The organism is Pelomonas sp. Root405, assembly GCF_001425165.1.
Taxonomy (GTDB): domain Bacteria; phylum Pseudomonadota; class Gammaproteobacteria; order Burkholderiales; family Burkholderiaceae_C; genus Pelomonas.
The window spans coordinates 1-26,147 of the sequence record NZ_LMDU01000006.1; the positions used below are offsets into that span (position 1 = coordinate 1).

Annotated in this window: 25 protein-coding genes and 2 pseudogenes; 21 read left to right on the forward strand and 6 right to left on the reverse strand. The window is 63.7% G+C overall.

The features are described from left to right. The first annotated feature begins 136 nt into the window (after nucleotides 1-136). The 6 genes from ASC81_RS08850 to ASC81_RS08880 all read left to right on the forward strand — a co-directional run bounded on the left by ASC81_RS08850 (nucleotide 137) and on the right by ASC81_RS08880 (nucleotide 8,088). Nucleotides 137-2,026, forward strand: coding sequence for a DDE-type integrase/transposase/recombinase (locus ASC81_RS08850; RefSeq protein WP_056265469.1), 1,890 nt, complete (start codon nucleotides 137-139; stop codon nucleotides 2,024-2,026). Nucleotides 2,027-2,044: 18 nt separating this feature from the next. Continuing rightward, the gene (locus ASC81_RS08855) at nucleotides 2,045-3,220 is read left to right on the forward strand and encodes an ATP-binding protein (RefSeq protein WP_056265471.1); all 1,176 of its coding nucleotides are present in this window, start codon (nucleotides 2,045-2,047) and stop codon (nucleotides 3,218-3,220) included. Between the two features lie 4 nt (nucleotides 3,221-3,224). Further along, nucleotides 3,225-4,604, forward strand: coding sequence for a TniQ family protein (locus tag ASC81_RS08860; RefSeq protein WP_162245876.1), 1,380 nt, complete (start codon nucleotides 3,225-3,227; stop codon nucleotides 4,602-4,604). A 442-nt stretch (nucleotides 4,605-5,046) separates the two neighbouring features. Further along, a complete protein-coding gene (locus ASC81_RS08870) occupies nucleotides 5,047-6,225 on the forward strand; it encodes a tyrosine-type recombinase/integrase (RefSeq protein ID WP_082536393.1) in 1,179 nt (392 codons plus the stop codon). A 196-nt stretch (nucleotides 6,226-6,421) separates the two neighbouring features. Next, a complete protein-coding gene (locus ASC81_RS08875; RefSeq protein ID WP_056265479.1) occupies nucleotides 6,422-7,168 on the forward strand; it encodes a type IV toxin-antitoxin system AbiEi family antitoxin domain-containing protein in 747 nt (248 codons plus the stop codon). After that, nucleotides 7,165-8,088, forward strand: a complete 924-nt coding sequence (locus tag ASC81_RS08880) for a nucleotidyl transferase AbiEii/AbiGii toxin family protein (RefSeq protein WP_056265481.1) — start codon at nucleotides 7,165-7,167, stop codon at nucleotides 8,086-8,088. The genes ASC81_RS08875 and ASC81_RS08880 overlap by 4 nt, the downstream gene beginning before the upstream one ends. 184 nt (nucleotides 8,089-8,272) lie before the next feature. Here the strand turns inward: ASC81_RS08880 and ASC81_RS27345 are convergent, their stop codons facing one another. Continuing rightward, the gene (locus ASC81_RS27345) at nucleotides 8,273-8,596 is read right to left on the reverse strand and encodes a hypothetical protein (protein WP_162245877.1); all 324 of its coding nucleotides are present in this window, start codon (nucleotides 8,594-8,596) and stop codon (nucleotides 8,273-8,275) included. A 258-nt stretch (nucleotides 8,597-8,854) separates the two neighbouring features. On the opposite strand from ASC81_RS27345, the gene ASC81_RS28280 reads away from it, so the two are divergent. The 3 genes from ASC81_RS28280 to ASC81_RS08895 all read left to right on the forward strand — a co-directional run bounded on the left by ASC81_RS28280 (nucleotide 8,855) and on the right by ASC81_RS08895 (nucleotide 11,297). Beyond that, nucleotides 8,855-9,028: a helix-turn-helix domain-containing protein gene (locus ASC81_RS28280; protein WP_369820848.1), complete on the forward strand. Its 174-nt coding sequence runs from the start codon at nucleotides 8,855-8,857 to the stop codon at nucleotides 9,026-9,028. Between the two features lie 581 nt (nucleotides 9,029-9,609). Then, entirely contained in the window at nucleotides 9,610-10,305 is a 696-nt protein-coding gene (locus ASC81_RS27815; protein ID WP_162253757.1) for a hypothetical protein, read from the forward strand. Then, entirely contained in the window at nucleotides 10,302-11,297 is a 996-nt protein-coding gene (locus ASC81_RS08895) for a relaxase/mobilization nuclease domain-containing protein (RefSeq protein WP_056265490.1), read from the forward strand. Before ASC81_RS27815 ends, ASC81_RS08895 begins: the two co-directional genes overlap by 4 nt. 358 nt (nucleotides 11,298-11,655) lie before the next feature. Here the strand turns inward: ASC81_RS08895 and ASC81_RS08900 are convergent, their stop codons facing one another. Beyond that, entirely contained in the window at nucleotides 11,656-11,976 is a 321-nt protein-coding gene (locus ASC81_RS08900) for a DUF2917 domain-containing protein (protein ID WP_162245879.1), read from the reverse strand. A gap of 183 nt (nucleotides 11,977-12,159) precedes the next feature. Here ASC81_RS08900 and ASC81_RS08905 point away from each other — a divergent pair, with 183 nt between their 5' ends. Beyond that, nucleotides 12,160-13,017, forward strand: a complete 858-nt coding sequence (locus tag ASC81_RS08905) for a CmcJ/NvfI family oxidoreductase (protein ID WP_056265494.1) — start codon at nucleotides 12,160-12,162, stop codon at nucleotides 13,015-13,017. Then, entirely contained in the window at nucleotides 13,014-13,625 is a 612-nt protein-coding gene (locus ASC81_RS08910) for a 2-hydroxychromene-2-carboxylate isomerase (RefSeq protein ID WP_056265498.1), read from the forward strand. Before ASC81_RS08905 ends, ASC81_RS08910 begins: the two co-directional genes overlap by 4 nt. A gap of 12 nt (nucleotides 13,626-13,637) precedes the next feature. Here ASC81_RS08910 and ASC81_RS08915 read toward each other — a convergent pair whose 3' ends face one another. Then, complete coding sequence (locus ASC81_RS08915) at nucleotides 13,638-14,570, reverse strand: LysR substrate-binding domain-containing protein (RefSeq protein ID WP_056265500.1); 933 nt, start codon at nucleotides 14,568-14,570, stop codon at nucleotides 13,638-13,640. Between the two features lie 175 nt (nucleotides 14,571-14,745). Between ASC81_RS08915 and ASC81_RS08920 the strand changes: the two genes are divergently transcribed. From ASC81_RS08920 to ASC81_RS08955, 8 genes and pseudogenes are all read left to right on the forward strand, one after another. After that, complete coding sequence (locus tag ASC81_RS08920) at nucleotides 14,746-15,906, forward strand: MFS transporter (protein WP_056265598.1); 1,161 nt, start codon at nucleotides 14,746-14,748, stop codon at nucleotides 15,904-15,906. Then, nucleotides 15,903-16,043, forward strand: coding sequence for a hypothetical protein (locus tag ASC81_RS27355; protein ID WP_162245880.1), 141 nt, complete (start codon nucleotides 15,903-15,905; stop codon nucleotides 16,041-16,043). The genes ASC81_RS08920 and ASC81_RS27355 overlap by 4 nt, the downstream gene beginning before the upstream one ends. A 5-nt stretch (nucleotides 16,044-16,048) precedes the next feature. Continuing rightward, a complete protein-coding gene (locus ASC81_RS26505; RefSeq protein WP_235533606.1) occupies nucleotides 16,049-16,510 on the forward strand; it encodes a RidA family protein in 462 nt (153 codons plus the stop codon). 18 nt (nucleotides 16,511-16,528) lie between these two features. Continuing rightward, nucleotides 16,529-16,921, forward strand: coding sequence for a VOC family protein (locus tag ASC81_RS08930; RefSeq protein WP_056265505.1), 393 nt, complete (start codon nucleotides 16,529-16,531; stop codon nucleotides 16,919-16,921). A 16-nt stretch (nucleotides 16,922-16,937) separates the two neighbouring features. Next, nucleotides 16,938-17,219 (forward strand): antibiotic biosynthesis monooxygenase, encoded by a 282-nt coding sequence (locus tag ASC81_RS08935; RefSeq protein WP_056265507.1) that lies wholly within the window; start codon nucleotides 16,938-16,940, stop codon nucleotides 17,217-17,219. Nucleotides 17,220-17,399: 180 nt separating this feature from the next. Continuing rightward, nucleotides 17,400-18,455: a cupin domain-containing protein gene (locus ASC81_RS27820; RefSeq protein ID WP_235533607.1), complete on the forward strand. Its 1,056-nt coding sequence runs from the start codon at nucleotides 17,400-17,402 to the stop codon at nucleotides 18,453-18,455. A 498-nt stretch (nucleotides 18,456-18,953) separates the two neighbouring features. Next, complete coding sequence (locus tag ASC81_RS26510; RefSeq protein ID WP_304438372.1) at nucleotides 18,954-20,468, forward strand: methyl-accepting chemotaxis protein; 1,515 nt, start codon at nucleotides 18,954-18,956, stop codon at nucleotides 20,466-20,468. 868 nt (nucleotides 20,469-21,336) lie between these two features. Further along, nucleotides 21,337-21,720 (forward strand): annotated as a pseudogene (locus tag ASC81_RS08955) (DUF932 domain-containing protein); the annotation flags it as partial. Nucleotides 21,721-21,832: 112 nt separating this feature from the next. Here ASC81_RS08955 and ASC81_RS08960 read toward each other — a convergent pair. Genes ASC81_RS08960 through ASC81_RS08970 form a run of 3 tightly spaced genes read right to left on the reverse strand, consistent with a single transcriptional unit; the run spans nucleotide 21,833 to nucleotide 25,016 of the window. Beyond that, nucleotides 21,833-22,831: a site-specific integrase gene (locus ASC81_RS08960; protein ID WP_056265510.1), complete on the reverse strand. Its 999-nt coding sequence runs from the start codon at nucleotides 22,829-22,831 to the stop codon at nucleotides 21,833-21,835. Next, complete coding sequence (locus ASC81_RS08965; RefSeq protein ID WP_056265513.1) at nucleotides 22,828-23,769, reverse strand: tyrosine-type recombinase/integrase; 942 nt, start codon at nucleotides 23,767-23,769, stop codon at nucleotides 22,828-22,830. Before ASC81_RS08965 ends, ASC81_RS08960 begins: the two co-directional genes overlap by 4 nt. Then, nucleotides 23,766-25,016 (reverse strand): tyrosine-type recombinase/integrase, encoded by a 1,251-nt coding sequence (locus tag ASC81_RS08970; protein WP_156391936.1) that lies wholly within the window; start codon nucleotides 25,014-25,016, stop codon nucleotides 23,766-23,768. Before ASC81_RS08970 ends, ASC81_RS08965 begins: the two co-directional genes overlap by 4 nt. 124 nt (nucleotides 25,017-25,140) lie before the next feature. Between ASC81_RS08970 and ASC81_RS08975 the strand changes: the two are divergent. Together ASC81_RS08975 and ASC81_RS08980 are read left to right on the forward strand one after the other, a co-directional pair. Further along, a pseudogene (locus tag ASC81_RS08975) lies at nucleotides 25,141-25,620 on the forward strand (DUF932 domain-containing protein); the annotation flags it as partial. 115 nt (nucleotides 25,621-25,735) lie between these two features. Further along, nucleotides 25,736-26,128, forward strand: a complete 393-nt coding sequence (locus tag ASC81_RS08980; RefSeq protein ID WP_235533609.1) for a hypothetical protein — start codon at nucleotides 25,736-25,738, stop codon at nucleotides 26,126-26,128. Nucleotides 26,129-26,147: the final 19 nt, after the last annotated feature.

A 26,147-nucleotide genomic window follows, 5' to 3' on the forward strand; every position in this document is an offset into this window, starting at 1 on the left:
CTCGAGCCTGCGGATGCGGTCACCCAGGGAGTTCAGGCAACATCAACAGCGCGTCACCCAGACCGGGAGCGCGCCAACCAGCGCATAGACCGTGTCCGGTTATGCAGGGGCAAGATCACTGGCAACCGAGCGCGATGTGTTGATGCGAGACGAGCGCGGCCAGCAAGAGTCGTGGAGCCTGAGCACGTTCATGCGGATGAACGACGAAGGTCTTCTTCAGGTCGATGCCTCGGGGGCAATAGGCCCGCAGTACAGCGACCTCTCCAAAGAGCAGATCGCCCGCGCGCAAGCGCGCTTGGATGCGCTGCGCAACAAGGACCTTTCGAAGTTCTCCGTCGCGAGCCTCGAGCGCTTCGCGGCGAAGACGCGTCAAGCGCGCAACGACCTTGAAGCGCTCGTTGCGCTTGTGGACGACGTGGAGAGCCGTGGGAACCGCCAGGCACGCCTGGACGAGCGATCAGAAGACGTCATCAGGCGCGCGATCAAGGAGAAATACAACACGAAAGAAGCACCGACAAAGGTTGCCGCCTTCAAGTACTACCGGGCGCTCTGCGAGCAGATGGAAGAGGACGAGCCCGACAAGCCCAAACCCTACGCGGTCTCAAAGACCACGTTCTATCACCGCATCAAGGAGCAGAAGAGCATCAACGCTCGGAAGGGCAAGCGGGTTGCCTACCAGCTTGGGAAGATCACTGTGCCCGGTGCAAATCACCTGCCGGTTCATGGTGTGTTGCCTCATGAGGTCTGCTACATCGATCACACGCCGATCAACTTGGCCACCGTGTCCGGTGACGATCCGTCGCTGCAGCTTCACAAGCCCTGGCTGTCGATCGGTGAGGACGGCGGTACGTTGCAGGCCCGCGCGATGCTTCTGCTCTATGCCCCACCGTCGGCAAGCACGGTCTTACTGGTCATGCGCGACTACGTGCGACGGCACGGCCGCTTGCCGCGGGTTCTCTCCGTCGACAACGGCAAGGAGTTCAAGAGCGGGACCCTGCGCGAGTTTTGCCGTCTCTACGGTATCGATCTGCGGTATCGGCCGCCCGGGGAACCTCGCGGCGCGGCACCCGTCGAGGCGGCGCTTGGCGCCGCTGAGCGCGAGCGGATATCGAGCCTCGTCGGCAACACGATCTCCCTAAAGGACCCGAGGTTGACGACCAAGTCGATGAACGGCTTCAACTTCGCATCTCACACGCTGGTCAGCGCCTACAACATCCTGCAGGACTACTACTTCACCGCGCGGGAGCATCGGATGAGCGATGCCCTGGGCATGACGCCGCACCAGTACGAGATCGAGAGGCAAAAGGAGGCCGGCGCTCGCAAGCACGTCATCGTCAGCTACGACCGTAATCTGATGTTGTTGACCAGTCCCCACGCGAAGCGGCCATTTCACAAGGTCGAACCGCGGCGCGGGGTCTGGGTGGATGGCATGTGGTACGCCCACGCCGACCTACGAGAACTTCCCAATGGAACCAAGGTCGAGGTTCGTGTGGAGCCCTTTGCTGCGCGTGTCGTCTATGTCAACGTGGCCGGCCGGTGGAAGGCCGCGGTTGGCATCAACTCGCGCCACCTGGACGGACGGACGCGGCGCGAGGTCGCAATCACCGCTCGAGCACATTCCAGCGCAGCCGGCACAGCCGCCAAGACCGACCGAGAGGCCTACAAGGGCGAAGGGTTCAACAACTTCCCGCCAGAGGCGTACGACGCCCGTCTGGCAGGGCAGCAGCGCGAGGAGAAGTACCTACTCAACATGTACAACATGTTGGGTGCACTGAAGCCCGGGATGCTCGACACCGGGGACGACCGGGAATTCGACGTTTGCCGCAACCCCAGTGCTTTTGGCATGCATGTTGGCAAGGCCGATGACGCCGTAGCGGTTGACCATGCCTTGCCGGCGCCTACGGGGCACAGCGGTGCGGAGTTCGATGCTGCCAGCCCCGCGTTGGAACTGCATCCGAGGCGTCAACCCACACAGCGGCAAGACGAAGACGCCCTCGTTGGCGAAGCCCTCGAAGAATTCCTCTAGATCGAAAGTGAGCTGAATATGTCCAAACACGATGACATGAGCACTGCGCTTCGCACTGAAGAGTTGCCCATTGACGCGACGCTGAAGAAGCTCACGCGCGAACAGATCCTCCAAAGGCCAAGCTTCGAACGCCTTCGATGGTTTCACATGCTACAGATGCAGCATGCCGAACTGGTCCGAGTCGTCGGCGACGTCCTGGAGCTCTTGGACGGCGATGCTGAGACCCGAATCGTTGCTTTGGTCGGCATGACCGCAGCTGGGAAGACTACGTGCACTCGGGCCGTCCGCAATGCGCTGATAAGGCGCTACCGGACGGATGCGTCTGACGGCGCAGCGGACATGCCGGTCCTCTACATCTCGGCCCCTGCAAATGGCGAGCGCTCGCTGTCGTGGCGAGTGATCTACGGCCGGATGCTGCACGGCGGGGGGCTTGGGGTTCTACGCGGGGCGAAAGCGACCCACGAGGTCAGTGGTCGCCTTGAGTACGCACATGGCGCAATGACCGTGGCGGCGTTGCGCGAGTTCGTCGAGACCATGATTCGCGAGCGCAATGTGCGTGTCTGCATGATCGACGAAGCGTTTCACCTGACGCGGTTTGGTGAGAGTGGCTACGCGGCGGTCATGGACACCCTCAAGAGCTTGGCCGACATCGATGGCTTCAAGCTCTTGCTGATCGGCAACTACGACCTGGCCGACATGATGGTGGAGTACGCACAGGTGGCGCGACGAACTGAAATCGTCCACTTCCGGCCCTACCTGGACGTCGAGAAGGGAAAGCTCAACCAACCAGTCGAGCTCAAGGCCCCTCCACCAAAGCCCAAGGCGGGTGAGACCAGCAACGAATGGGAGTTCTACATGGCAGTTCAGAAGTACCAGGACAACTGGCCTTGCCAAAACGTTCCGGACCTCTGCGCCATGTGGTGGCCGTTGATGCTCATGTCGGTAGGGGCCATTGGCCTGCTCAAGATGGCCTTGTGCCGACTTGCCCACCTGCAGATGAAGTCGAAGACGGAGACCATCACTAAGGAGATGTTCGGGAAGATGCGCAAGACGCCCGCCGCCTTGGACAAGATCCACAGGGACGTGGTGAAGGGGTCCGAGAGTCTGAAGGACGCTACGTATGGGTCGCCGAGCGCTCAAGCGATGAATGACGAGCAGTTCTTGCGCGTTGTGGGAGGTCGCCGCAATGGTTGATGGCATGTTTTTCTTCGAGGATGAGCCGGTCAACGTCGCCCCACGGTTGTTCCGGCAGCCACCAGCCGGGCTCGGTGGCAATGCGGAAAGTCTCATCAGCTACCTCAAGCGCCTGGCTCACAAGCATCGAATGTCACCTCGAGGATTCGTGGAGGAGCACCTTGGTGACGAAGGCCAAGATCACGAGCCAATCAGCCTGGCGCGCGATTGGCTGCACCGGAACGGACAGGATCTGGTTGGCGTGAGCGACAGAGCAGCAACGCTGGCCGATTGGTTTGCGCGCAACACCGGCGTGTCCGAGGTTCTACAGTGTGGGCTAAGCAACCTGTCGCCTTTCATCTGCGGCCAGCGGCTGGTGACGCGCGAGAGCAGGGTGTGTCTTCAGTGTTTTGACGAGGATCGCCGCGAGGGCAGGCCGATGTTTGAGCGACTGCTCTGGAGATTGGAGCCAGTCACCGTCTGCGACAAGCATTGCTGTCCGCTCATTGCGCCAAGGTGCCAGGGCGAACGGGCGTCGCACCGGTCCAGCCCGGCGAACCTGCCTGGTGTCTGCTTGAAGTGCGGGTCGATCGGCTTGAAGTGCTCTTCAGAAGAGGAGGTGGCCGAATGCACTGACGCCGACCTGTGGGTCGCCCGGCAATGCCGACGCCTGGTCGAGGCGTTGCCCAGTCTCAAAGGCGCTGACCCCATCAGGATGAAGGCGAGCCTGCGTGCACATTGCATGTCAGGTAAGGGCATTGTCTCCGCTGCCAAGTCGTTGGACATGACCCCCTCTTCGTTCTCGGTGTGGCTGCGACTTCCGAAATCTAAGTGCCTCCTGTTTCGCCTGATCGACATCTCGTTGACCCAGCAACTGGATCTGGTCGCCTTGCTACGCGGTGAGCTTGAGAAGTGCGATCTGCCCATGGATCGACGTCCCCGAACAGGGAAGCGCGCCTATCAGCTTGTCGACCACGCCACTCTCAAGCAGAGGCTCGCCGCAGCTCTTGAAGCTGGGGAATGCGTCGCATCCGTTGCGCGTGAAATGAAGGTGTCTCATTGCGCATTGAAGACCCATGCGGCGCTCTACATCAGGGTGCGGGACCAAGCGCGGACAGCTCGAGACAGCAAGGAAACCGAGAGGCGTCGTGCTGCGGTTCGGCAGGCTGAGGAGGTCGTCATACGACTCTTGCGCAAGCGAAAGGTTCCCTCGCTACGAAATGCGTCCACGGAGACCAACGAAGAATGGCGATCTTCTTTGCTGAAGTCGGCTGCACTCACAAGCATGCGTGTCCAGCTTGGCGACGCAGTGGTGAGAGAGCCGTCCCGCAAGATCAGCTATAGCGCAGAGCTGCGCCAGATGATTGCCGAGAGCGTGCAGCGCATTCAGCAACAGTTTCAGTAAAGGGTGTCCGCCCTGCCGGGGCGGCCCAGTATGTTCAGCGCCTGCCGGGAAGGTACGCGCTCGGACACAGCGCCACCGGCGCTCTCCCTAAGGTCTCGAGCTGGCTTCGACGATCAATCGAGCTCAAACGTCTCCAGACCCCACGTTCAACCATTTACTGCGGGAAACCGCCGGCAACCGTAAGCGTCGAATACCGCGCTTGGATGCTGAACTGAGCACCCTCAGGTGCTGTAAGTCACTGCTGCATCTGGTGCGCCCGGTTGGGATCGAACCAACAACCCCTGCCTTCGGAGGGCAGGGTACTGGGAGAAAGTGAGCATGCGCGAATTTCAATTTCTCCTATGAAAACGTCCCGCGACGTCCCGGGAAATCCATAGACGTTTGGCCCACTTTTGGCCCACTTTGGCCCACAATGGAAGGGCCTTCTGAAGTGGAGGAAAGCATGGGTGCCAAGATCGATACCGTCGACGCGCGGACCAGGGCGAAGCCGAGGTCGGAGCCCTATTGGGTCAGGCTTGCCGGCGGCTGCATGCTCGGATATCGCAAGCTCACAGCAGGGTCCGTCGGAGCTTGGTACGCGAGGTACAGGGACCCTGAAACTGGTCATCGGGCCAAGACCAGCTTGGGAGACTTTTCGAAGCTGCCGCCGGCCCAGCGCTACGACGCCGCGAAGAAGGATGCGGAGCAGTGGTTCACGCACCTGGGTCGGGGCGGTGCGGTCGTATCCGCGACGGTTCGGATCGCATGCGAGAACTACGTCAAGCATGTGCGGACGACCAAGGGAGATGACACTGCGGACGACCTGCAAGCGCGGTTCGCTCGATGGGTCGATGACACACCCTTCGGCAGCGTCGCGATTGCCAAGCTCACGAGGCGCCAGGTGGATGCCTGGCGGGCCGGTCTGGCTGCGACGCCGGTTGTCGTCGATCCACGCGCCAAGACCCCTCGGACTCGTCCGCGAGCCGCGTCATCGGTCAACCGTGACTGTGCGGCGCTTCGTGCAGCACTCAACTACGCACACGATGTGGGCGACGTGACGACGGACATGGCCTGGCGCGTTGCGCTGCGCCCGACGAAGGGAGCCGACGGCCGTCGGACCGTGTACCTCGATCGCGAGCAACGGCGAAAGCTGATCAGCTGCGTCGACGCGGACTTCGTCGAGTTCGTCAAGGGCATGACCCATCTGCCATTGCGGCCTGGCGCACTTGCTGCACTGACCGTTGGACAGTTCGACAAGAGGCATGGTGTCTTGACCATTGGCAAGGACAAGGCCGGACAGGATCGTCGTATCAAGCTGCCCAAGTTCACGGCGGGCATCCTCGCGAAGCTGACGACCGACAAACTGCCTGCTGCGCCACTTTTCGCGCAGGGCAGCGGCAAAGCCTGGAACAAGGACGCCTGGAAAAAACCGATGAAGCAAGCAGCGGCGGCTGCGGGCCTGCCTGCAGGGACCGTCCTGTACACCTTGAGGCATTCAACGATCACGGACCTGGTCGTCGATGGACTCGACCTGCTGACCGTAGCCCTGCTCAGTGGGACGAGCGTCGAGATGATCGAAAAGCACTATGGGCATCTGCGCGAGGACCATGCCGCGGAGGCGCTGGCCAAGCTCGTTCTCTAGCCCGTCCGACGGGCCGCCGTGTCGACGGCGCCAGTGCATTGACTTGCGGAATAGAAAAGTTGGTGTATTGCCGGCTCTTCAAGAAGATTGACGGAATTTCTATGCTTTCGGCCGCATAGTTGCTAGACCTTAAGATTCGAACGCTGATCGACAAAGCGTGGCGACGGAATGGAAAAATCCGTAAGATCCACCTGAAATGGGAGCTTCGCCATCTTTTCTATTCCGCGAACTGCTGCCGGAGCTGCCGCGAGGCTCGCCCGTGCCGACCACTTGGCTGCAGGCGCGTGGATTGACCGCCAAGCAGGTGTCCAGGCTCGCACAAGCTGGCTGGCTTGAGCGCCTCGGACACGGCGTCTACATCCTTCCAGGGGACCAACTGGGCCGCGATGCCAGCTTGGCCCGTTTGGCAGAGTCGATACCTGGCCTGCATGTCGGCGGGAAAACTGCGCTTGCATGGCGAGGGGTGCGGCAAAACCTCGCCGTCAAAGATCGGCTGATCCTTTGGGGTGACAAGTCGACATCGCTGCCGACCTGGTTCACATCGGTCTTCCCGGCGGACTACCAGGCGACCCATCTCTTCGATCCAGGACTGCCGGCCAATGTCGGCTTGGGCGCATTGCATGGGGGGCGGTCTGACGTGCTCGTCTCCACCGCCGAACGAGCACTGCTCGAATTGTTGAGCGACGTGGGCAAGGGGCAGGAACTCGAGGAGGCACGTCACTTGGTCGAGAGCGCACGAACGCTGCGCCAGCCTGTGCTGGAAGAGCTTCTCGCCCATCTCAAACGGATCAAGGTCGCAAGGCTGGCTCATGCTCTGGCCGAGGAGCTGGGCCTGTCTTGGGCTGGCCTTGCGCGCCAACACAGTGAGCGCCTGGGCGGAGGCCGCCGCTGGGTGTCCACCACCAAGTCCGGCGAGCGGCTCAACCTAAAGCGGCCGACGTGAACAACGCATACGTTCGAACAGTCCAACTGCTGCTGGACATTGCACCGGCCGTCTTCGAGTCGCCCGTGTTCGCAATGAAGGGGGGCACGGCGCTCAACCTCTTCGTCCAGGACATGCCGCGCTTGTCTGTGGACATCGACGTGGTCTTCGTTCCCTACGATCTGCCGCGCGAGGATGCGCTGCAGACCATCGGCGCCGAACTCGCCACCGCACAAGGGCGAGTAATGGCCCTGGGGTACGACGTTGAGCTCCGCAAGAACAGGGACGGCACCGAAGCAAAGCTGTTCGTCCGGAGCGCCGACGTGGAGGTCAAGGTCGAGGTCAACTTCGTCTTTCGTGGCACGGTGATGGATCCGATGCGCCGCTCGCTGACGAGTGCGGCCCAGCAAATGTTTGCCGCGGACATCCAGGTCCCAGTCCTTGCCGATGCCGAGCTCTACGGCAGCAAGCTGGTGGCGGCACTGGATCGCCAGCATCCGCGGGACCTGTTCGACGTCAAGTTGATGCTCGAAAGCCATGGCTGGGAAGAACCGCTACTGGACTGCTTCGTGGTCTACCTTGCGGGCCATAACCGTCCAACACATGAGGTGTTGTTTCCAAACGAGAAGCCGCTGGCGGACGTGTTCAAGGCGGAGTTCGAGGGAATGACGATGCAAGCCGTCGAGCTGGATGATTTGCTGTCGACACGGCGGCGCATACTGGAAGAGCTTCCGCGCCAGCTGCTGCCGCGGCACTGCGACTTCCTGCGCTCCATGGTGCGAGCGGAGCCGGATTGGTCGTTGCTGCCGTACACCCATCTCAGGCAGCTGCCGGCCCTTCAGTGGAAGTTGTCGAACCTCCGCCGGCTGAAGAAGAACGCGCCAAAGTTCCAGTTCCAATATGACGAGCTGACCAGTCGCCTCGCGACTGCGCGGGGGTGAGCAGCAGTTGATCGACTTTTATCGCCCCCTACCCATTGCATGCGATAGCCACACTTCGGATCGGACGTGCCTTTGCCTCCACCATGAGCGTCCCATCGGCGGGCGTGATTCGCGGACCGGTATTGGGTGCGCAAGAGCAAGCGCTTTAGCCAGACCTTGAGCGCCCAAAGCGCTTACAGCTACTTCACTTGTGGGTCACCTGCTGACTCCTGCTCGCTAAGTCGACTTCCCGGATCAGATCGCGAGCTTCCGATACCCGCTCACTTGCTGCTCGTAGGAATTCCCCGGCAACCTGAGCCGAGTAGAGCTGATGCCTTGAGGCCTGCATCTCCAGCCCGAGAAGATCGACGATGGCTTCAGCGCGCACCAAGTCTTCAGAGGCTTCGTCTAGAAGCGTCCAAGCGGCATGCGGATCAGTGTTGGCGGCGACCAAGACGCTGGGATCGTCCCCACCAGGGCCGAAATCTGGCCGCAAAGCCTTGGATCGCGATGTAGAAATGTCTGCCATGTCCTGCTCCTGCGAGAAGCGCACACCCACGGGGATAGCTGTCGGCATGAGGGCACGCCTCGGGCTGCACAAGTCAATCGTAGCGGCTTCTGTATTTATTTAAATGTTGTTTTAAAAATATCATCGGCCGACGCTACCGGCATGGCAGTAAGCAAGAAGGTAGTTCGGCGAGGCCGACCGTCAGGATCGCAGTCGACCGATCCAAAAGTCGCCGCGGCGCTTGGGAAGGCGATTGCTTCGCTGAGGGTCGCCGTCGGGATGTCGCAGGAGGCGCTGGCCCTAGCAGCCAACGTCGGACGCTCCAACATTTCAATGATTGAGACCGGTCGCACGACTCCGAATTTTGTCGGTGTCGTCAGGATTGCCGCCGCTTTGAACTGCAGCTTGTCTGGACTCATGCAAGAGTTCGAACAGCACTACGCCAAAGGCTGAGAGCCCGGGACGACCTGCAACCGAGAAGCTCAAGCGCGGTCCGGGATATTTGTTGCAGGCCAGGGCGTGGCGCGAAGCGCTGCCGGCGACGGGCGCGGCTGGAAGTCGTTTGTTGATGGTGCGCGGTCAGCGCCTGCGCTTAGCCGTGCAGATGGGGCGCAGCGCACTGCCGCGGCGACCATCGTAGTTCGACCTCAGATGGATCAATTGCTTGCCCGGAAACGAGGCAAGGCAAGCTTCGACAACGTGTAGCTGCGCGAAGCGTTGACTGGGAAGGGCCGCTCGACCGCGTGGCCGATCGTCGTGTCCGACACGCCGGCACCGACATACGCGTCAGCGGTCGGTTCAAAAGGGAAACAACGCAAGCTTCGCTCGGGGCCATTGCAACCGGCACGCGCAATTTTGGTGACCACCCGGAACTCGTGCGGTAGTAGGCAGGGCACTCGCCCCAGCTGATGGTGAAGCGAGTTTGGCGCTAAAGAGTTGATACGAATGGTGAGCAGCGAGCGACGTTTCGGGAAGCCTCGGAGCGTCGTGATACATGCTTGGCGCTCCTGGGATGGACCACGACTCCAGCCGTCGTGACCTATCGCGTCGGCGAGTGTGGGCGCACGATATGGCACATGGTCTCTACAGGACGCGAGAGCGGGCATCAGCAGCTTGATCTGCTGGTTGCTTTGCCAGTGCCGCCCGCAGCGAGCGCGACCAGTGCGCCTCGCAAGCGAGGGCGAGGGCACGCCCGCGACCGTGTGTGCGTTGATCTGCGCGGCCTGGGTGATCGGCTCCGTGCGCAAGCTCTGCGGCAGCAGACGACGCCTGCCGCTCTGACGCGGCAGGCCGTTTTGCTGCTGCTCAAGGCCCAATCAGGCGGTGAGGAAGCCGTCCTCCCCGAGCCAGTTCAGCGCCCGACCCGCGGGGTTGTGAAGGTCACGATGCGCGTCTCGGGCGCTCATGCTGCGTCGCTGGCCGCGCGGGCGCGCGCCGCCGACATGTCGCAGGGCGACTATGTCTCTTCGCTGCTCGACGGCGTGGCACCCGTTGCCTTGCCCGCAGACCATGCGTCGGCCGTCAAAGCGCTCATGGCGTCAACGGATCGCGTGGCCGCGCTGTCCGCCGATCTCAACACGTTCCTGCGGGTGCTCGGCCGGGCGTCTGTCCCGCAGCTGGAGCCGTATCGCGCCAGCATCACTTCCTTGGCCAAGGATGTACGGCAGCACTTGGCCACCGCGGCTGCGTTGATTGCCGAGCTCCGGCCCGCCAGGAGGCCGCGGAGATGACCAATGGACAGCACATCGACGGTGTTCTGGTTCAGTGGGGCGAGCGGCTGTTTTACCCCGGCAATCGGATCATCAAGTCGGCGCCGCCGCCCCGTCTGGACGCGAAGCTGCTGCGCAAGGCCGCCGTGATCAGAAAGCGCATCGAGGCGACGGTGCGCAGGGCGCCCCAGGTGATGGTCAAGGTCACGGGCGGTGGCCGAGGGATGGCGGCCATCGCGGCGCATTTCCGGTACATCAGCAAGGCCGGCAAGCTGGAGATCGAGGACGACCGCGAGGTGGTTCGCACAGGCAAGGAAGCCGTGCGAGACCTGGCGGATCAGTGGCGCTACGGCGGTTCACTGATCCCGGAAGAAGGCCACCGGCGGGAAGCGTTCAACATCATGCTGTCGATGCCAGCCGGCACGAATGCGGTGCTCTTGCAGAAGGCGGCGCGCGAATTCGCACAGACAGAGTTGTCGGGGCATCGCTATGTCATGGTCCTGCATGAGCACCAGGCCAATCCGCATGTTCACCTGAGCGTGCGGGCAGAGGCGGCCTCTGGCAAGCGTCTGAATCCTCGCAAGGCGGACCTGCAGCGGTGGCGGGAGACGTTTGCAGAGAAGCTGCGCGGCTGGGGGATCGATGCGGAAGCAACACGGCAGGCGTCGCGCGGGGAGAACAGGAACTTTGAGCCGCAGTGGCGCATCAAGGCCAAGGAGGAGGGGCGCCTGCGCGCTGCTTTGGTCGCCACGAAAACGGGTCGAGCTGGCATGCTGACTCGTGCCGATGCGATGGTGAGCTGGGCGCACATCATGAAGGCGCTGGCGGCGTCCGAGGTTGCCGAGGACCGCCAGCTTGCCCAGAGGATTGGATCTTTCGTACGCGGCACGACGTTTGTACGTGAGCAGCTCGGTCAAGGGTCCAAGGTCCCGTCACGGCAGCATCGGACTCCAAACGAACTTTCGCCGCCGGGAGTGGACAGAAGCCGGCCGTCACACGACGTCAATCGGTGATCACTGGCCGCGGTGATGGGCCCTCGGGCCCGAGGCGCGAGGATCACAACCGGCCCAATCGCAAGCTCTGTGACGTTGCCAGCGATGCCGTCCTTTGCCCGCTTTGCAGCGGCTGCCGTCTTCCGCGACAAGTAGCCAGCTCATGCTCCGGAACACGAAACCGTCATCGGCTCAGCAGACGCCGCGGTGGCAACCATGACCGTTATCGCGGTCAAAGCAGCCATGCCGGGCCGCCGGTCTGTCCGTCAACCCGGCGTGAATGTCTGCAGCTCGAAGGGGCGAACCGGTGCGCTCGCACCCAACCTGCCAGCCAGCCAACTTGGAATTGCTGCGACAAGCAGTCGCTGACCGGTGACCTTTACTTGATCTCACCAGCGGGCTCGGCAGGGCAAACCGCTGCCGACATCACGGCCGTCGTCATGCCTTGCAAGTCAGCCAGGTGTTCGCGCTTCTCGCTAATCCCAAGCCTGCAGCGCGGCATGCCGGTGACGAGGGCAGCGTCGGCCCTTAAGACGCGCGTCACATCGCCCGGCGAAAGAATCAGATCGGCAAGGCAGCCGTCTCGCGTTAACCAGGCCGTGCCTGTCAGGCACACGACCCACACGTCTCTTGAAGCCGTGACGCAGTAGGACTTCGCGAAATCGACGTCCACGACCGTGGGGCTCAGGGGCTTCCTCATCCAGATCATGCTTGCACCGCCTCATCGAATTGGCGGACTCATTGAAGCGTTCGCGGCGCCCTTCATCAAACGAGTTCCCTGCCGAACGACATTCCTGCTGCGCATGCGAAGGGACCGGAAAGTCGATTGAGATTGGCACCTCGACTGGGTTCAATGGGTCCGTGTGAAAAAGCTGGAGCCCCTATGACGTCGCAACTTGCCAAGCCGGGTATCCGGGCGGGTCTGAACTACCTGAAGCCCACCGCCGAACGCCCCTACAGCTATGTCTGCGAGCCGCCGCCAGGCATGCCCTGGGAGAACTGCGGGTACGCCCTGCACCACACCCTCATCGCAGATGCCCGCCAGGCCAGCGAGAGACCTTGCCTGGAACGTGAAGGCTTCGCGCTGTGGGATGCGCCCACCACGGTGATCGACTTCCTCAATGAGGCTGCGGTCAAGGCGATCTACTACCAGGAGGCCGCCGAACTGGCGCTCGCTGCCACGGGGGCACGGCAGGCTTACGTCTTCGATCACCTGGTTCGACAACGCGAAGCGGGCCGAAGCCCCTTAAGTTTTGGCCGCAGCGCAAGAGCCGCCATGGCCGCTGCCAACGGCCGTATCCACAACGACTACACAGAGGCCTCGGGTCGCAGGCGACTGACCTTGGTCATTGACGATGTGCAAGCGGCCGCCCGTGTCAGGCGTTACGGCATCGTCAACATCTGGCGCTCCATCAAGGGGCCGGTGCTGGACACGCCGCTCGCCGTCTGCGATGCCCGCACGGTCCGAGCGGCGGATCTCGTCGAGAGCGAGGTTCGGTACCCGCGCCGCACCGGGGAGATCTATGTCGCGAAGCATTCACAAAGGCATCGCTGGTCCTACTTTCCGGAGATGGATCGTCACGAGGCGCTGGTGTTCAAGCAGTACGACTCTCGGCTCAGCGGTGTGGCCCGTTTCACCTTGCACTCGGCCTTCGACCTGCCGGAGATTCCCCCGGACGCCCCGCTACGCGAGAGCATCGAATTGCGCTGCCTGGTCGTCTATGAGAGCGAAGAGCCATGAACGAAGTGTCCCAACCCAAAACAATCGAGTTCTGGTTCGAGTTCGCGAGCAACTACAGCAATCTGAGCGTGATGCGCATCGAGGCGGCCGCTGCCCGATATGGCGTGGAAGTGCGCTGGCGTCCGTTTCTGCTGGGCCCCATCTTTCACAGCTTGGGCTGGAACAACTCGCCCTTCGTGCTGCAAAAGGCGAAGGGCGCCTATGTCTGGCAGGACATGGCGCGGGAGTGCGAGAAGTACCGCCTGCCCTGGACTCGGCCCTCGAAATTTCCGCGTGGGTCAGTGCTGCCCCTGCGCGTCGCGCTGGTGGGTGCCCAGCAGGACTGGATGGGCGCCTATTGCCGGCGGGTGATGTCGCTCAACTTCGTGGAGGACAGCGAGATCGATTCGCGTGATGAGTTGGCGGAAGTGCTTACGCAGCTCGGCCTGCCGGCCCAGGCGATCCTTGATGAGGCTGTGTCCGATGCGAACAAGCTGCGGCTGCGCCGACAAACCGAGGCCGCGGCAAACCGGGGTGTGTTCGGCGCGCCTACTTTCTTCGTCGGCGACGAGATGTTCTGGGGCAACGACCGCCTTGAAGATGCGCTGGCTCGCTGCATGCAGGTCTGAAGGGCTGAAAGCCTAAGCGGCGCCGGACCCGGCGAGTTCGCGGGAGGTCTGCGCTTCGCTCACGATCCACTCCGCCACCCGGCGCACGTCGGCCCGGGGGTGCTCGCTTGCGGCGATGAGCCAATAGGCATGCGTCATCTCGGCGCCGTGCCTAGGCGGGGCCAACAACACCAGCCTGCCCGCATCCAGCAGGGGCTGTATCAGCTCCAGCCGCCCCAATGCCACGCCCTGCGCATCGAGGGCTGCCTGGATCACCTGATCGTATTGATTGAAATGAAGCACACCCCGGTGCTTCACATCGGCCCAGCCGCGCGCGCTGAGCCAGTCCCCCCATTGCAGCCAGGGATGCATGGGGTTGTCGAACTCGAGCAGCGACAGCTTGGTGAAGGCCTGCGCCGAGCGCAAGGACTTGAGACCTAGAGAAGGATGCGCCACCGGTGCGACGGACTCGCCAAACAGGCGTACGGCCCCCTCGGGCGCCAAGGCCTCCGTGGTGTAGCGAATGGCCAGGTCTACGCCTTCGGCGCGCAGATCGGCGACCCGGTTGTTCGCCGAGACACGCAGGTCCACGCCCGGATGGCGCTTCTGAAAGCGGCTTAGCCGCGGCAGCAGCCACAAGCCGGTGACACCTATGGTCGCGCTCAACATGACCGGCTTGAGCACGCCGGTCTTGTGGATCTCGCCGACCACATCCTGCAACTGCTGCACGGCGCCATCGGCGCTTCGGAACAAGCGCTCACCCGCGGGCGTGAAGGCGATGGAGCGGTAGCCGCGGACCAGCAGTTTGACGCCCAACTGCTCCTCCAGGGCGTTGATCTGGCGGCTCACCGCCGATTGCGTGAGGCAAAGGTCCTGCGACGCGAGCGTGATGCTCATGCGCCGCCCGACCGCGACGAAGCCGCGGATCAGGTCCAAGTACGACAAGCGGACGAGCGGGAGTGACATTCCTGTGGCGCATGTGGTGCGACGAGAAGATCGATTGAAGCACGGGCCCGCAAATCCTGTAATGGCCGCAAAGAGAGATCCTGTGCAAACGCATTCTTCGCCCTCGGAATCAACAACTCTGCCTGCCGCCTGGTGGCAGCAAGCCTGGGTGCTGGTCCTGGCCGGCGGCATCGTCATGGGCCTCGCCCTGGGCGTGCGCCATGTGCAGGGCCTGTTCCTGTTGCCCGTGACCATGGACCGGGGCTGGTCGCGCGAGACCTTCGGGTTCGCCATGGCGATTCAGAACCTGAGCTGGGGCATCGCGCAACCCTTCACCGGCATGGTCGCCGACCGCTTCGGCTCCGCCAAGGTCATCGCTGGGGGCCTGCTGTTCTACGCCGCAGGTTTGTTCTTCATGTTGCACGCGGCCACGCCGACGAGCTTTGTCTGGGCTGCTGGCGTATGTATTGGCATCGGCCTGTCCGGCACGACGTTTGGCGCGGTGTACGGCGCTATCAGCCGGCTGGTGGCGCCGGAGCGACGCAGCTGGGCCCTCGGCCTGTCTGGGGCCATCGGCGGCCTGGTGCAGTTCGCCCTGGTGCCGGCCGCGCAGCAACTCCTGAGCGCTTGGAGCTGGCCCGGCGCCTTGTTCGCCTTGGCCCTTGCCATGCTGCTCGTCATGCCACTCGCCTTCCCATTGCGCAGTGACAGCGCGGTATCGATGGCCGGCGAGGCTGAGCAGCCCTTGTCCGCCGCGCTGAGGGAGGCATTCAGGCATTCGGGCTTCTGGATGCTCAACCTGGGTTTCCTGGCCTGCGGATTCCAGCTCGCCTTCATCGCCACGCATCTGCCCGCCTATCTGCTCGACAAAGGCATGGCGCCTGCCCACGCCGTCACTGCCTTGGCAATCATCGCGTTGGCGAACGTGCTGGGCACCTATTGCTTCGGGCTGCTGGGTGCGCGCCATCGCAGAAAGTATCTGTTGGCCGGCATCTACCTGCTGCGCGCGGTGGCGATGGCGCTGTTCGTGCTCCTGCCGCTGAGCCCCATCAGCCTGTATTTGTTTGCCGGAATGATGGGCTTCCTCTGGCTAGGCACGGCGCCGCTGACCAACGGCCTGGTCTCGCAGATCTTCGGCCTGCGCTACGTCACGACGCTGTTCGGTTTCGTCTTCTTCGGCCACCAGTTGGGATCGTTTCTTGGCGTCTGGATGGGTAGCTACCTGTTCGAGCAGACCCAGTCCTACGACTTGATCTGGATCTGCGCGGTGGCGCTGGGCGTGTTTGCTGCGGCGCTCCACTGGCCCATCAACGATCACGAGATTGCGCGACCCGCTCTGAGCAGAATGCCGGTATGAAGCGCTTCACGGTCGGGTTCTGGCGACACGGGCTACCGGCGCTGTTGCTGTTGGCGGCCGGCGCCCTGATCTTTCGCGCATGGCTGGCGCCCGAGCACCTCGCAGCGTGGCTGCAGATCCTTCCACTTTGTTCCTGAACACCATGAGCGCTGAGCAAAGAATCAAGTCTCTTGGTCTACGGCTGCCGACCGGCAGCGGCCCGGCAGGCAACTACGCAACGACCGTGCAATCGGGCCATCTGCTGTTCCTGTCGGGCAAGGCGCCCCTTCCGGTCGATGGTGTTTCCCCAAGAGGACGCGTCGGCAGCGACTATTCGACAGCCCAGGGCCGTGAACTCGCGCGCTCCGCATGCATGGATCTCCTGGCCACGATCAGGCATGCGCTCGGTTCCCTGGACCGGGTCGAACGCATCGTCGAAATGCATGGCGCCATCTGCACGGCAGCGGACTTCGAGGATCACGCGAAAGTCCTGGATGGCGCCTCCGATCTCCTCGTCGACATCTTCGGCGAGGCAGGGCTGCACACCCGTTCGGTCATCGGCGTCCTGTCACTGCGCGGCGGCATTCCGCTCACGCTCCGGGCTACCGTCGAAGTCAAGCACTAGCAAACAGCGATTCCACCCATGCTTTCACACATCTTCGTCGGCGTGGGTGACTTCGAGCGCGCGCTCGTCTTCTACCAACCCTTAATGGCAGCCCTCGGCGTTCAAGCCCGTTTCTGCGATGCGAGCCGCCCCTGGGCGGGCTGGCAATCGCACCCGGGGCTGCGCCCGCTGTTCGTCATGGCCAGCCCCTACGACGGGCAGGCGCACCAAGCGGGCAATGGGCAGATGGTGGCCTTCCTTGCCGGAAACAGGGCCGCTGTGCGCGACGCCTATGCCGCTGCCCTGGCGCATGGCGGCACTTGCGAGGGCGCGCCTGGCATGCGGCCCGAGTATCACGAGCACTATTACGGCGCCTACTTCCGCGACCCTGATGGCAACAAGCTCTGTGTTGCATGCCACTGGCCTGACTGACTAACACCGCAAACCCATGGACTACGTACTCATCATTCATGCCGTCAAGGACTATCCCGCCTGGAAGCAGGTCTTTGACGAGGCCGCCGTCATCCGCAAGGAGGCCGGAGAGCAGAGCTATCACTTGCTGCACGACGAGCGCGATCACAACCGTGTCGTTCACTTTTCCAGGTGGACCTCGCTTGCGCAGGCCAAAGCCTTCTTCGAGTCCGACCGCTTGGTGGAGATCCGTCGTCTGGCGGGCGTCGAGGCGCCAGAGTTCAACTATCTGCACAGCCTGGAACAAGGGACGCTCTGACCCTGCGAGCCACCCGATGCCGGGACCAGCCCATGACCAAGCGCAGCATGAATGAACAAGACTCGCTCGAAGACTTCACCCTTCGCGAGATCACACTCGACGGGAGCCGCAAGCAGGTCCATGTCGCGGGCGCAGGACCGGCCGTGATCGTCATGACCGAGATGCCCGGCATCAGCCCGCATGTCGGCCCGGTTCAGTCGATGGGTGCGCTACGCCGGCTTCACGGTCTACATGCCCTCGCTCTTCGGGCGGGATGGTGCCGTGCCCCAGGCAGAGCAGGGCGCCGAAGTTTTCAAGCGCGACTGCGTCAGCGCCGAGTTTCATGCCTTCTCCGGCAAAGCGGCCGGCAATCGTTCGAGCCAGGTGACGCAGTGGCTCCGGGCGCTCGCCCGGCTGGCCCATGAGGAATGCGGCGGTCCTGGCGTCGGCGCGATCGGCATGTGCTGGACCGGCAACTTCGCGCTGTCGATGATGCTGGAGCCGGCGATGCTCGCGCCGGTCCTCGCGCAACCGACGCTGCCCCTGGACGACCCGGCCGGCATCGAAAGCTCGCCCAGCGAGGTCAGGCCAGTCCGCCAGCGGCTGGAGCGGGAGGACCCCACGGTACTGGCCTCCCGGTTCGAGGGCGAAAAGGTCTGCCAGGCCCAGCGTTTCGCCGCCAATGCTGAGGCGCTAGGACCGCGCTTCGTGCCGCGCGTCCTGCCGGACAGCGCGGCCAGCCCACAAGGGCTGCAAAGACTTCGAGGAAAACACATGAACCAACACAAGCCGCCGGTCGCCATACATGCTCACCAGGCTGCGGCACGAAGCAAGCCCAGCAACTACCCGGAGCCTTTCGCTTCGCGCATGTCTGGCCGGGTGATACGGCCGCTGGGTGAGGTTTTCGGGCTCTCGAACTTTGGCGTCAATCTGCTTTCTCTGGCGCCGGGCGCCGTGTCGGCACTCCGGCATGCGCACCTGAGGCAGGACGAGTTTGTCTACGTCCTTGCCGGGGCTCCGACACTCGTCACAGCCGTTGGAGAAACCGTGTTGGCGCCCGGGATGTGCGCGGGGTTCCGCGCGGGCAGCGGGGACGCTCATATGCTGGTCAACCACAGCGATCACGAGTGTCTCTGTCTTGTGGTAGGAGACCGAACAGCAGGTGATCAAGCCAGCTATCCGGACGACGACATCGCTGCGCGCCTTGGAGAAGACGGCAGATGGCTCTTCACGCACAAGGACGGCGAACCCTACTGAGTAGCTGGATCGCGCGGTCGCTGAACAGTCATTCGCCAGTGTCGTCAAATCGTCGGGCTGCGCGCTCGGCCGAGCGCAACGTAGCTGCCTCTCGAGGCACCAGGCGCGGACGGACGAGGTCAGCTATTTGCTGCGGCCGCGAAGTGGAAGTCCCGGCCAGGTCCTGTCATTCAATGCCGGATCGGGTGCAGAAGCTTAGTGCCCAAAGCGGAACCTCGCAGGACCACGGCAACTGGCTGGCACTAGGCAGCCGGCACCGCAGGATGAGATCAAGTGCCGATCTAGATGAAGAATGACCGCCTTTCCGACTGCTGGTCCGTATAGGTCACCCCTGACCGGCCGATACTGTTCGTAGTTCAGAAAAAGAAGACGACGTCAGAACGGACGCGCGGATATCCCACGGCCGCACTTTCCGCCTATCGGAGGCATATCGAGATGGCAGTCACACGGCCTAACAGTACCGACGTGCACGCCCGTCCCCGCATGGGGCTGCGCGCCATGCTGACGGCTTTCACGGCTGTCGCTCTGAGCGTGATGGCGATGGTCGGCGCCACATCGTTGTGGGGGGCGCGTCAGGCGAATACTGCTGCGACTCGAACATTCGTAGCCAAAGACGTCACGGCGGACGTCCTTCCACCACCGCTCTACCTCATCGAGATGCGTCTGGTGCTCTCCCAAGGAGTGGAGGGCACTCTGTCGCCGGAAAGGGTGAAGGCAGAGGTAGGCCGATTGAAGAGTGACTATCAGGCCCGCCTCCAGTTCTGGAAAGACAACCCACCCTACGGGCTGGAAGCCAAGTTGCGCGGCGAGCAGCACGAAGCAGGCGTTGAATTCATTGCTGCTGCCGAGAAGGTCGCCGCTGCGTTGGACGAGAAAGCGGAAGTAGCTGCTTTGCAGGCGGTGCTGAGAACGGCGCACAGCGTGTACCTTAGGCATCGCGCTGGCGTAGATGCCACGGTAAAAGACTCGACTGCATTTGCCGACCTATCGATTGCTGCCTTCGAATCAACGGCAAGGACAATGATGTGGGCGCAATGGCTGTTGCTGGGCTTGGCTGCGCTGGTTTTGGCGGGCTTCGGCCTCTGGATACGCAAAGCCGTTTGGGCAGCTGTGGGTGGTGAGCCCGCGGTCGCGGCCGCTATGGCCCGCTCCGTAGCGCAAGGCGATCTATCGGTCGACGTTCCGATAGCGCCCGGGGATCGAAGCAGCATCATGGCGGCGATGCGCCAAATGCGCGAGGCGCTAACAGTGATCGTGACGCAGGTTCGATTGAGCAGCGACAGCATCGCCACCGGATCTAGTGAGATCGCACAAGGCAACAACGACCTCAGCGCAAGGACCGAGCAGCAAGCAGCTGCGCTGGAGGAGACGGCGGCGTCGATGGAAGAGCTCAGTTCCACGGTCAAGCACACCGCGGATAACGCGCGTCACGCCAACCAGCTGGCACTAGAAGCCAACAGTGCCGCGATCAAGGGTGGACAGGTCGTCAGTCAAGCGGTCGACACGATGAAGGGCATCAACGACAGCAGCAAGAAGATCTCCGCGATTGTCGGCGTGATCGACAGCATTGCCTTCCAGACAAACATCCTCGCCCTGAATGCGGCGGTTGAGGCGGCACGCGCAGGCGAGCAAGGCCGCGGCTTCGCGGTAGTTGCTACCGAAGTGCGGCACTTGGCAGGGCGAAGCGCGGACGCCGCCAAAGAAATCAAGAGCCTGATCACTGCAAGTGTCGAGCGCGTTGAGCAGGGCGCGGTGCTGGTCGACCAGGCCGGCGCCACCATGTTGGAAGTGGTGGCCTCCATCAAACGAGTTACTGACATCATGGGCGAGATCACCGCGGCCAGCGCCGAGCAGAGCGCTGGAGTTGCGCAGGTCGGCGAGGCGGTCAGTCAGATGGACCAAACCACTCAGCAGAATGCGGCACTTGTGGAAGAAAGCACCGCTGCGGCTGAAAGCCTGAATGGCCAGGCCGAACAGTTGGTTCAGGCGGTGGCCGTGTTCAAGCTCAGCTAACGCCCGATGCGGCAACCATATTGAATGACCGGCTGCATCTTGAATATTCCCCGTGCGCACGCAGGCGGCCAGGTCCTGACACTCGGGCCCCAGATGGGGCGGGAGCTTGGTGCTCAAAGCGGAAGCTACTGATCGCTGACAAAGCCGGCACAGGCTGCGAGCCGACCTATGAGCGGCTTCGGCAGAGACCAGCCTGAGCTGCTCCAGGTGACGTCTTCTTCGTTGATGCTGGGGGCTTGAAACGAAGCGTCGAAGCACGCGCTGCGTACCAACTCCATTGCGGCCCTCCCGCGCTCGCCGGCCGCAGGCACTCTCCTTCCCGCTGCGCGCGAACGGCCTGCTTGGCGAACAAGCCGGTCCTGATCACCTGCGCTGCGCGCTGACCCGGCCAGATCGCCACTCCGAGCGCCCGCCAAGCCCGAGGCCGGGCCGCTGCTGAGGTGATCGCCACGGCTCGACCGTCGCGCCAGCCGCTTTGCTTCGTGTCACGCCAGCCGCAGAGCCGCCGCGTCTCATGAACTCCGGCCTCCTTCGCTGCACGCGGTGCGCCAGGCAAGCTGTCACATCGCCTGCTGGGCTGCGTCGCCCGTGGTGGGGCAGCCTGTGCGCCGGTCGTCCCACCGCGCTCCCCCCACAACCCCCGTCCCCTTGTGAGGGGGACTTGTGGGGGGATCTTCTAGCGGCGGGCCGGGAAACCGGCGCACTGCTTGGGCTGCAGTTTGAACAACCATCCCTAACCCCTTCCCGCCGGAAGGGGCCATGCCCACCCCCCGCCCGCCCGTGGGCGGGAGCGAGGAGTCCGAGCAAGAGGATCAGTTGTCAGGAACCCAGAACGGGCGCCGGCTGGTCTGTCTTCAGGAGACTCGCCATGCATTCGACCCATCCGACCCTGGCCGCCCGTTTCGCTGGCCGCAGCACCCACGTCGTCCGCAGCCACACGCCCCTGAGCGAAGACCAGATGCGCGCTGCGGCGCCGTCCATCTTTGCGCAAGGCAAGCACGCCAGCCGTTCCGACCGCTACACCTACATCCCGACCATCGATGTCTTGCGCGGCCTGTGCAAGGAAGGTTTTGAGCCCTTCATGGTCGCCCAGGGTGCTAGCCGCGTGGAGGGCAAGGCGGAGTTCACCAAGCACATGATCCGCATGCGCCATGCTGGCCAGGTCCAGGCTAAGCCCGAGGCCAACGAGATCATCCTCATCAACAGCCACGACGGCGCCAGCTCATACCAAATGCTCGCGGGCATGTTCAGGCTATGTCCTGCTGTCCATAGTCGGAACTATGTCCACTGCCGAACTATGTCCCGTCGATCAGCATTCACCCAATGAAAGCTGCGCGCGAGCGGGCACATAGTCCGAACCGGGATCACAGGTTCTTGAGAAACGCCAGCAGCTTGTCGTCGGGCCTGAAACGACCGGGCTTGCCGCTTGGCGGACTGGTCTTCTCGAGCATCTTCTCCTTCAACTCCAGATTCGCATCCAGGTAGATCTGCGTTGTCTCGATCGATTCGTGGCCGAGCCACAGCGCGATGACCGATTGCTCGACCCCCCCTTGCAGCAAGTCCATGGCCGTCGTGTGCCGGAGCACGTGCGGCGAGACGCGCTTGCGCGCCAGCGATGCGCACTTCGCGCCGGCCACCGCGACATGCTTGGCCAGCAGGTAGTGCACGCCGTGCGAGCTGAGCGGGCCGCCGCGCGCGTTCGGAAACACCGGCTGATTCGGCGCCCGTGTTGGCTCTCGCAGCCACGCGGCCAGAACCGCGCGTGTGGCCTTGCTCAGTGGCGTACACCGCTCCTTGCGCCCCTTGCCCACCACGCGCACGTGCGAGCCGGTGCCCAGCTGCACATCGTCGGGGCGAAGAGAGATCAACTCAGACAGCCGCAGCCCGGTCTGCACCGCCAGCAGCATCAGCGCATGGTCGCGGCGACCTGACCACGCGGCTTGATTCGGCGCCGCCAGCAGCGCATCGACTTCGGCTCGACTCAGGAAGCCGACCAGGGCGCGGTCGAACTTCTTCGCCGGTATGGCCAGAACGCGAGCGATCTGCGCCGCGTGCGTGGGCGCTTCATAGGAGGCGTAGCGAAAGAACGAATGCACCGCCGTCAACCGAAGGTTGCGCGTGCGCGCCGCGACACCGCGCGCGGTCTCCAGCTCATCCAGAAACGCCGCCACCAACGGCGCATCGATGTCCTCCAGCGCGACCGCCGAGGGCGCCTTGCACAGACGCTTCTTTACGAACTGCAGCAGCATCCTGAAGGTGTCTCGGTACGAGGCGATCGTGTGCGCGCTGGCCTGGCGTTGGTGCATCAAGCGCTGCGTGAAGAAGCTCTCCAACAGCGCGGCGAAGCTGGCCCGGGCCGTCATGGCGCCGCCTCCCAGCGCCGCTCCAGGCGCTGCATGGCCTGCGTCATCAACTCTGGCCAGGCGCTCAAGTACCAGTACGTGTCCTGCACACGCACGTGGCCGATGTACGTCGATAGCACCGGCAGCAGGCGGGCCGGGTCTTCACCCGCTTGGTACCACCGCGTGAGCACTTGAACGGCGAAGCGATGTCGCAAGTCGTGGATGCGTGGCCCGTGACTGGCTTGCGGCCCGCGCAGACCGATCTGGCGCGACAGCGCATAGAACGTCCGGTGCACGTGGGCCATGTCGAGCCGATTGCCCGTGCGCGAGACAAAAACATAGGGCGAGATCGGCCGCGCAAAGAACGCCTGGCGCCGCTGCAGGTAGTCGGCCAGCACGCGCGCCGTGCTCGCATGCAGCGGCACGAGCCGAGTGTTGCCCAGCTTGGCGCCGCGGATCGTCAGCAGGGCCTGGTCGAGATCGACATCGGCGACGTGCAGGTTCAGCGCCTCCGAGATGCGCATGCCGGTGGTGCTGAGCAGGCCGAACAGGCAATGAAACTCCCAAGGGCGCAGCGGCGTCGAGTGCCAACGGGTAGGCAGCTGCAACGCGGCATTGAGCAGGCGCTGGACCTCTTCGTCCGAGTACAGATACGGCCGCGCCCGGGTGGATCGATGCGGCAGCAGACCCGACGGCGGAATCTCGGTCAGTGCATCAGTGGCGCTGCGATATCGGGCGAAGCAGCGCACGCTGCCAAGGCGACGTGCCCACTCGGCTGGCTGCACCGATGCCGACTGTTGTGCCCAAGCCAGCGCCAGCGCGGTGGTGATGTGCGTGCTCCCTTGCGCTTCGACAAAAGCGACGAAGCGCGGCAACTGCAGGCCGGCGTCTTCCAACTTGAAACCCAGGCTGCGCCGAAGCCTCAGGTACTCAGGCAGCGCCTCGCGCAGCGTGTTCATGACGCACCGCCGGGCCATGGCGACGCCAGAGTGCGCAGCGCGACGATGTCCACCTTGGCGTAGATCGACGTGGACACCGGGTTGCGGTGGCGCAGCACCTCGCCGATCTCCGGCAGCGACGCGCCGCCTTGCAGCATGCGCACCGCCAGCGCGTGGCGGAACTGATGCGATCCCTTGTGCGGCGCATCGATGCCGGCCCGCTCCAGGGCCTTGCGTACGATCGAGCCAACCCCGTCCGAGCCGTGCATCAAACCTCTGAGCGGTGCGCGGGCGCGCAGAAAAAGATGGCGGTCGGCGCTCGGCGGCCGACCACTGCGCAGGTACGCGGCGATGGCCTGGCCAACATCGACCGGCAGCGGCATCAGGCACTCGTGGCCGTTCTTGCCGCGAACGCGCAGGTGGCCGGCGTCCCAGTCGATGTCGTCCAGCAACAGGGAGATGACTTCGCCTCCGCGCAAGCCCAGGCGTGCCAACAGCAGCAGCACAGCCCGATCGCGCCGGCCGACGGCGGTACCGGGATCGCAGCTGTCGATCGCGCCGCGCGCGTGATCGGCAGAGATAGCCCTGGGCAGCGGTGGCGTCGTGCTCCACGACGCCACCGTCGGCACTGAATGGATCAGTGCCGCATCGATCTCACCGCGGTACTGGCCCCAGCGAAGAAAGGCACGCAGCGCCGTGACAACATGCTTGAGCGCGTGTGGCCGCGCGCGCTGGGGCCGGCGTTGCACGAAGCCGATGATGTCCATCGCGCGCAGCGCGCCGAGGTCAACGCGCTCGCGGCCGAAGCGATCGACGAGGAACTCGCGCACGCTTGCCCGGTAGCCGCCCGTCGTGCTGACAGCCAGGCCGCGATCACGCAGCAGGAACTGCTCGAAGCCGACGAGCAGCGCGTCGGCGGGGAGCGTGCGTTCCGCTGTCGCTGCGCACAGTCCTTGGGCCCGCAGATAGCGCAGGAGCTGCTGCAGTGCTGGCGCCTCGTGGCGACGCGGCTTGCTGCGACAGTCGCTGCGAGGCTGATAGTTGCGACGCGAGAACTGCTCGATGTGCGCTTCGCACAGGTCCGCGAGCTCAATGCCTTGCTTGCAGAGCCATGCATCGAACGCTGCGGCTCGCCAAGCCTTGGCACGCAAGCAGACGATGGCGTAACGCTGATCGATCAACGATGCGACGAATGCCGTGAGATGCGGCGACAGAGGTCCGGTCGCGCTTCGCGCGAGCGCCATCGCGCCTTCGAGGGTGGGTTCCAAGATGCTCTCCTTGCGGGCGGAATGCCCGACAGGGAGGATTGCTATGTCCAGCGCTACTGGCGAGCGCCCTCGGCGGCATCAGGCGAACAGGCGGCGACAGGACATAGTTCGGCGCTGGACATAGTTCAGGTTCGTCTGCTGTAACGGCCTGGTTGTCGGCGACGTGGTCGAAGACATCCGCATCCCTCACAAGGGGAACATCCAGGGCGAAGTCATCGAGGGTGCTTTCCGGGTGCTGGAGGAGTTCAGCGCCGTCGAGGAACACGCCGAAGGCATGAAGGCGTTGCAACTGGACCACGGCGAGCAGAAGGCGTTTGCGACGGCGGCGCTGGCCTTGCGCTTCGGTGAACGGATCGAGGGCCAGCCGCCCGCACCGGTGACGGCCGAGCAGCTGATCCATGCCCGGCGCATCGAGGACACCGGGCACAGCCTGTGGACGACCTTCCAGCGGGTGCAGGAGAACGTCATCCAGGGTGGACAGCCCGGCCGCAGCGCCCAGGGCAAGCGCTTGCATACCCGACCGGTGCAGAGCATCGACCGGGGCGTGAGCCTCAACCGCGCTCTGTGGATGCTGGCCGAGGAGATGCGCAAGCTGAAGGCTTGAGCCTCCCGCCGTCTGCACGCCTGCGCTGGATTCACCCTTCGAATCCAGCGCGCCCATTGCATGCGGCCGGGCTGAGCATCGGCCATGCCGCGCACCTCGTCGCTAGGAGATCACCATGTCAGCTTCCACCCTGGACCAGCTCGCCCGCTGCGCTGCTCGGTCCCTGCAAGCCACCACCAAAGCCGAGCGCGCGTTCGCCCGGCTGCTCAAGATCGCTGAAAGCAGCGACTCCGGCCAGACGCGTCGCGTCGCCGCCTTCATCGCCGCCACGTACAACGGCCGGACGTTTCCGCTGGACGTCTTCGAGCTGCGCGCCGTCGACGTCGCCATCAGCGACGACATGTTGTGTTGCCTGGACGCACTGCGCTGGGCGCGTGCAGACCTCTACACGCTGGTGCCCGATGGCGAAGCGCGCGTGCGCTCGGTCGTCCGGCGAGTGCGCAACCGCGCGGAAGTCACCGCGGACCTGGCGCGCTCAAGCCCCTTCGCCGCTGCCGAACACCGCTGACATCCCCGAGCGCGCTGGT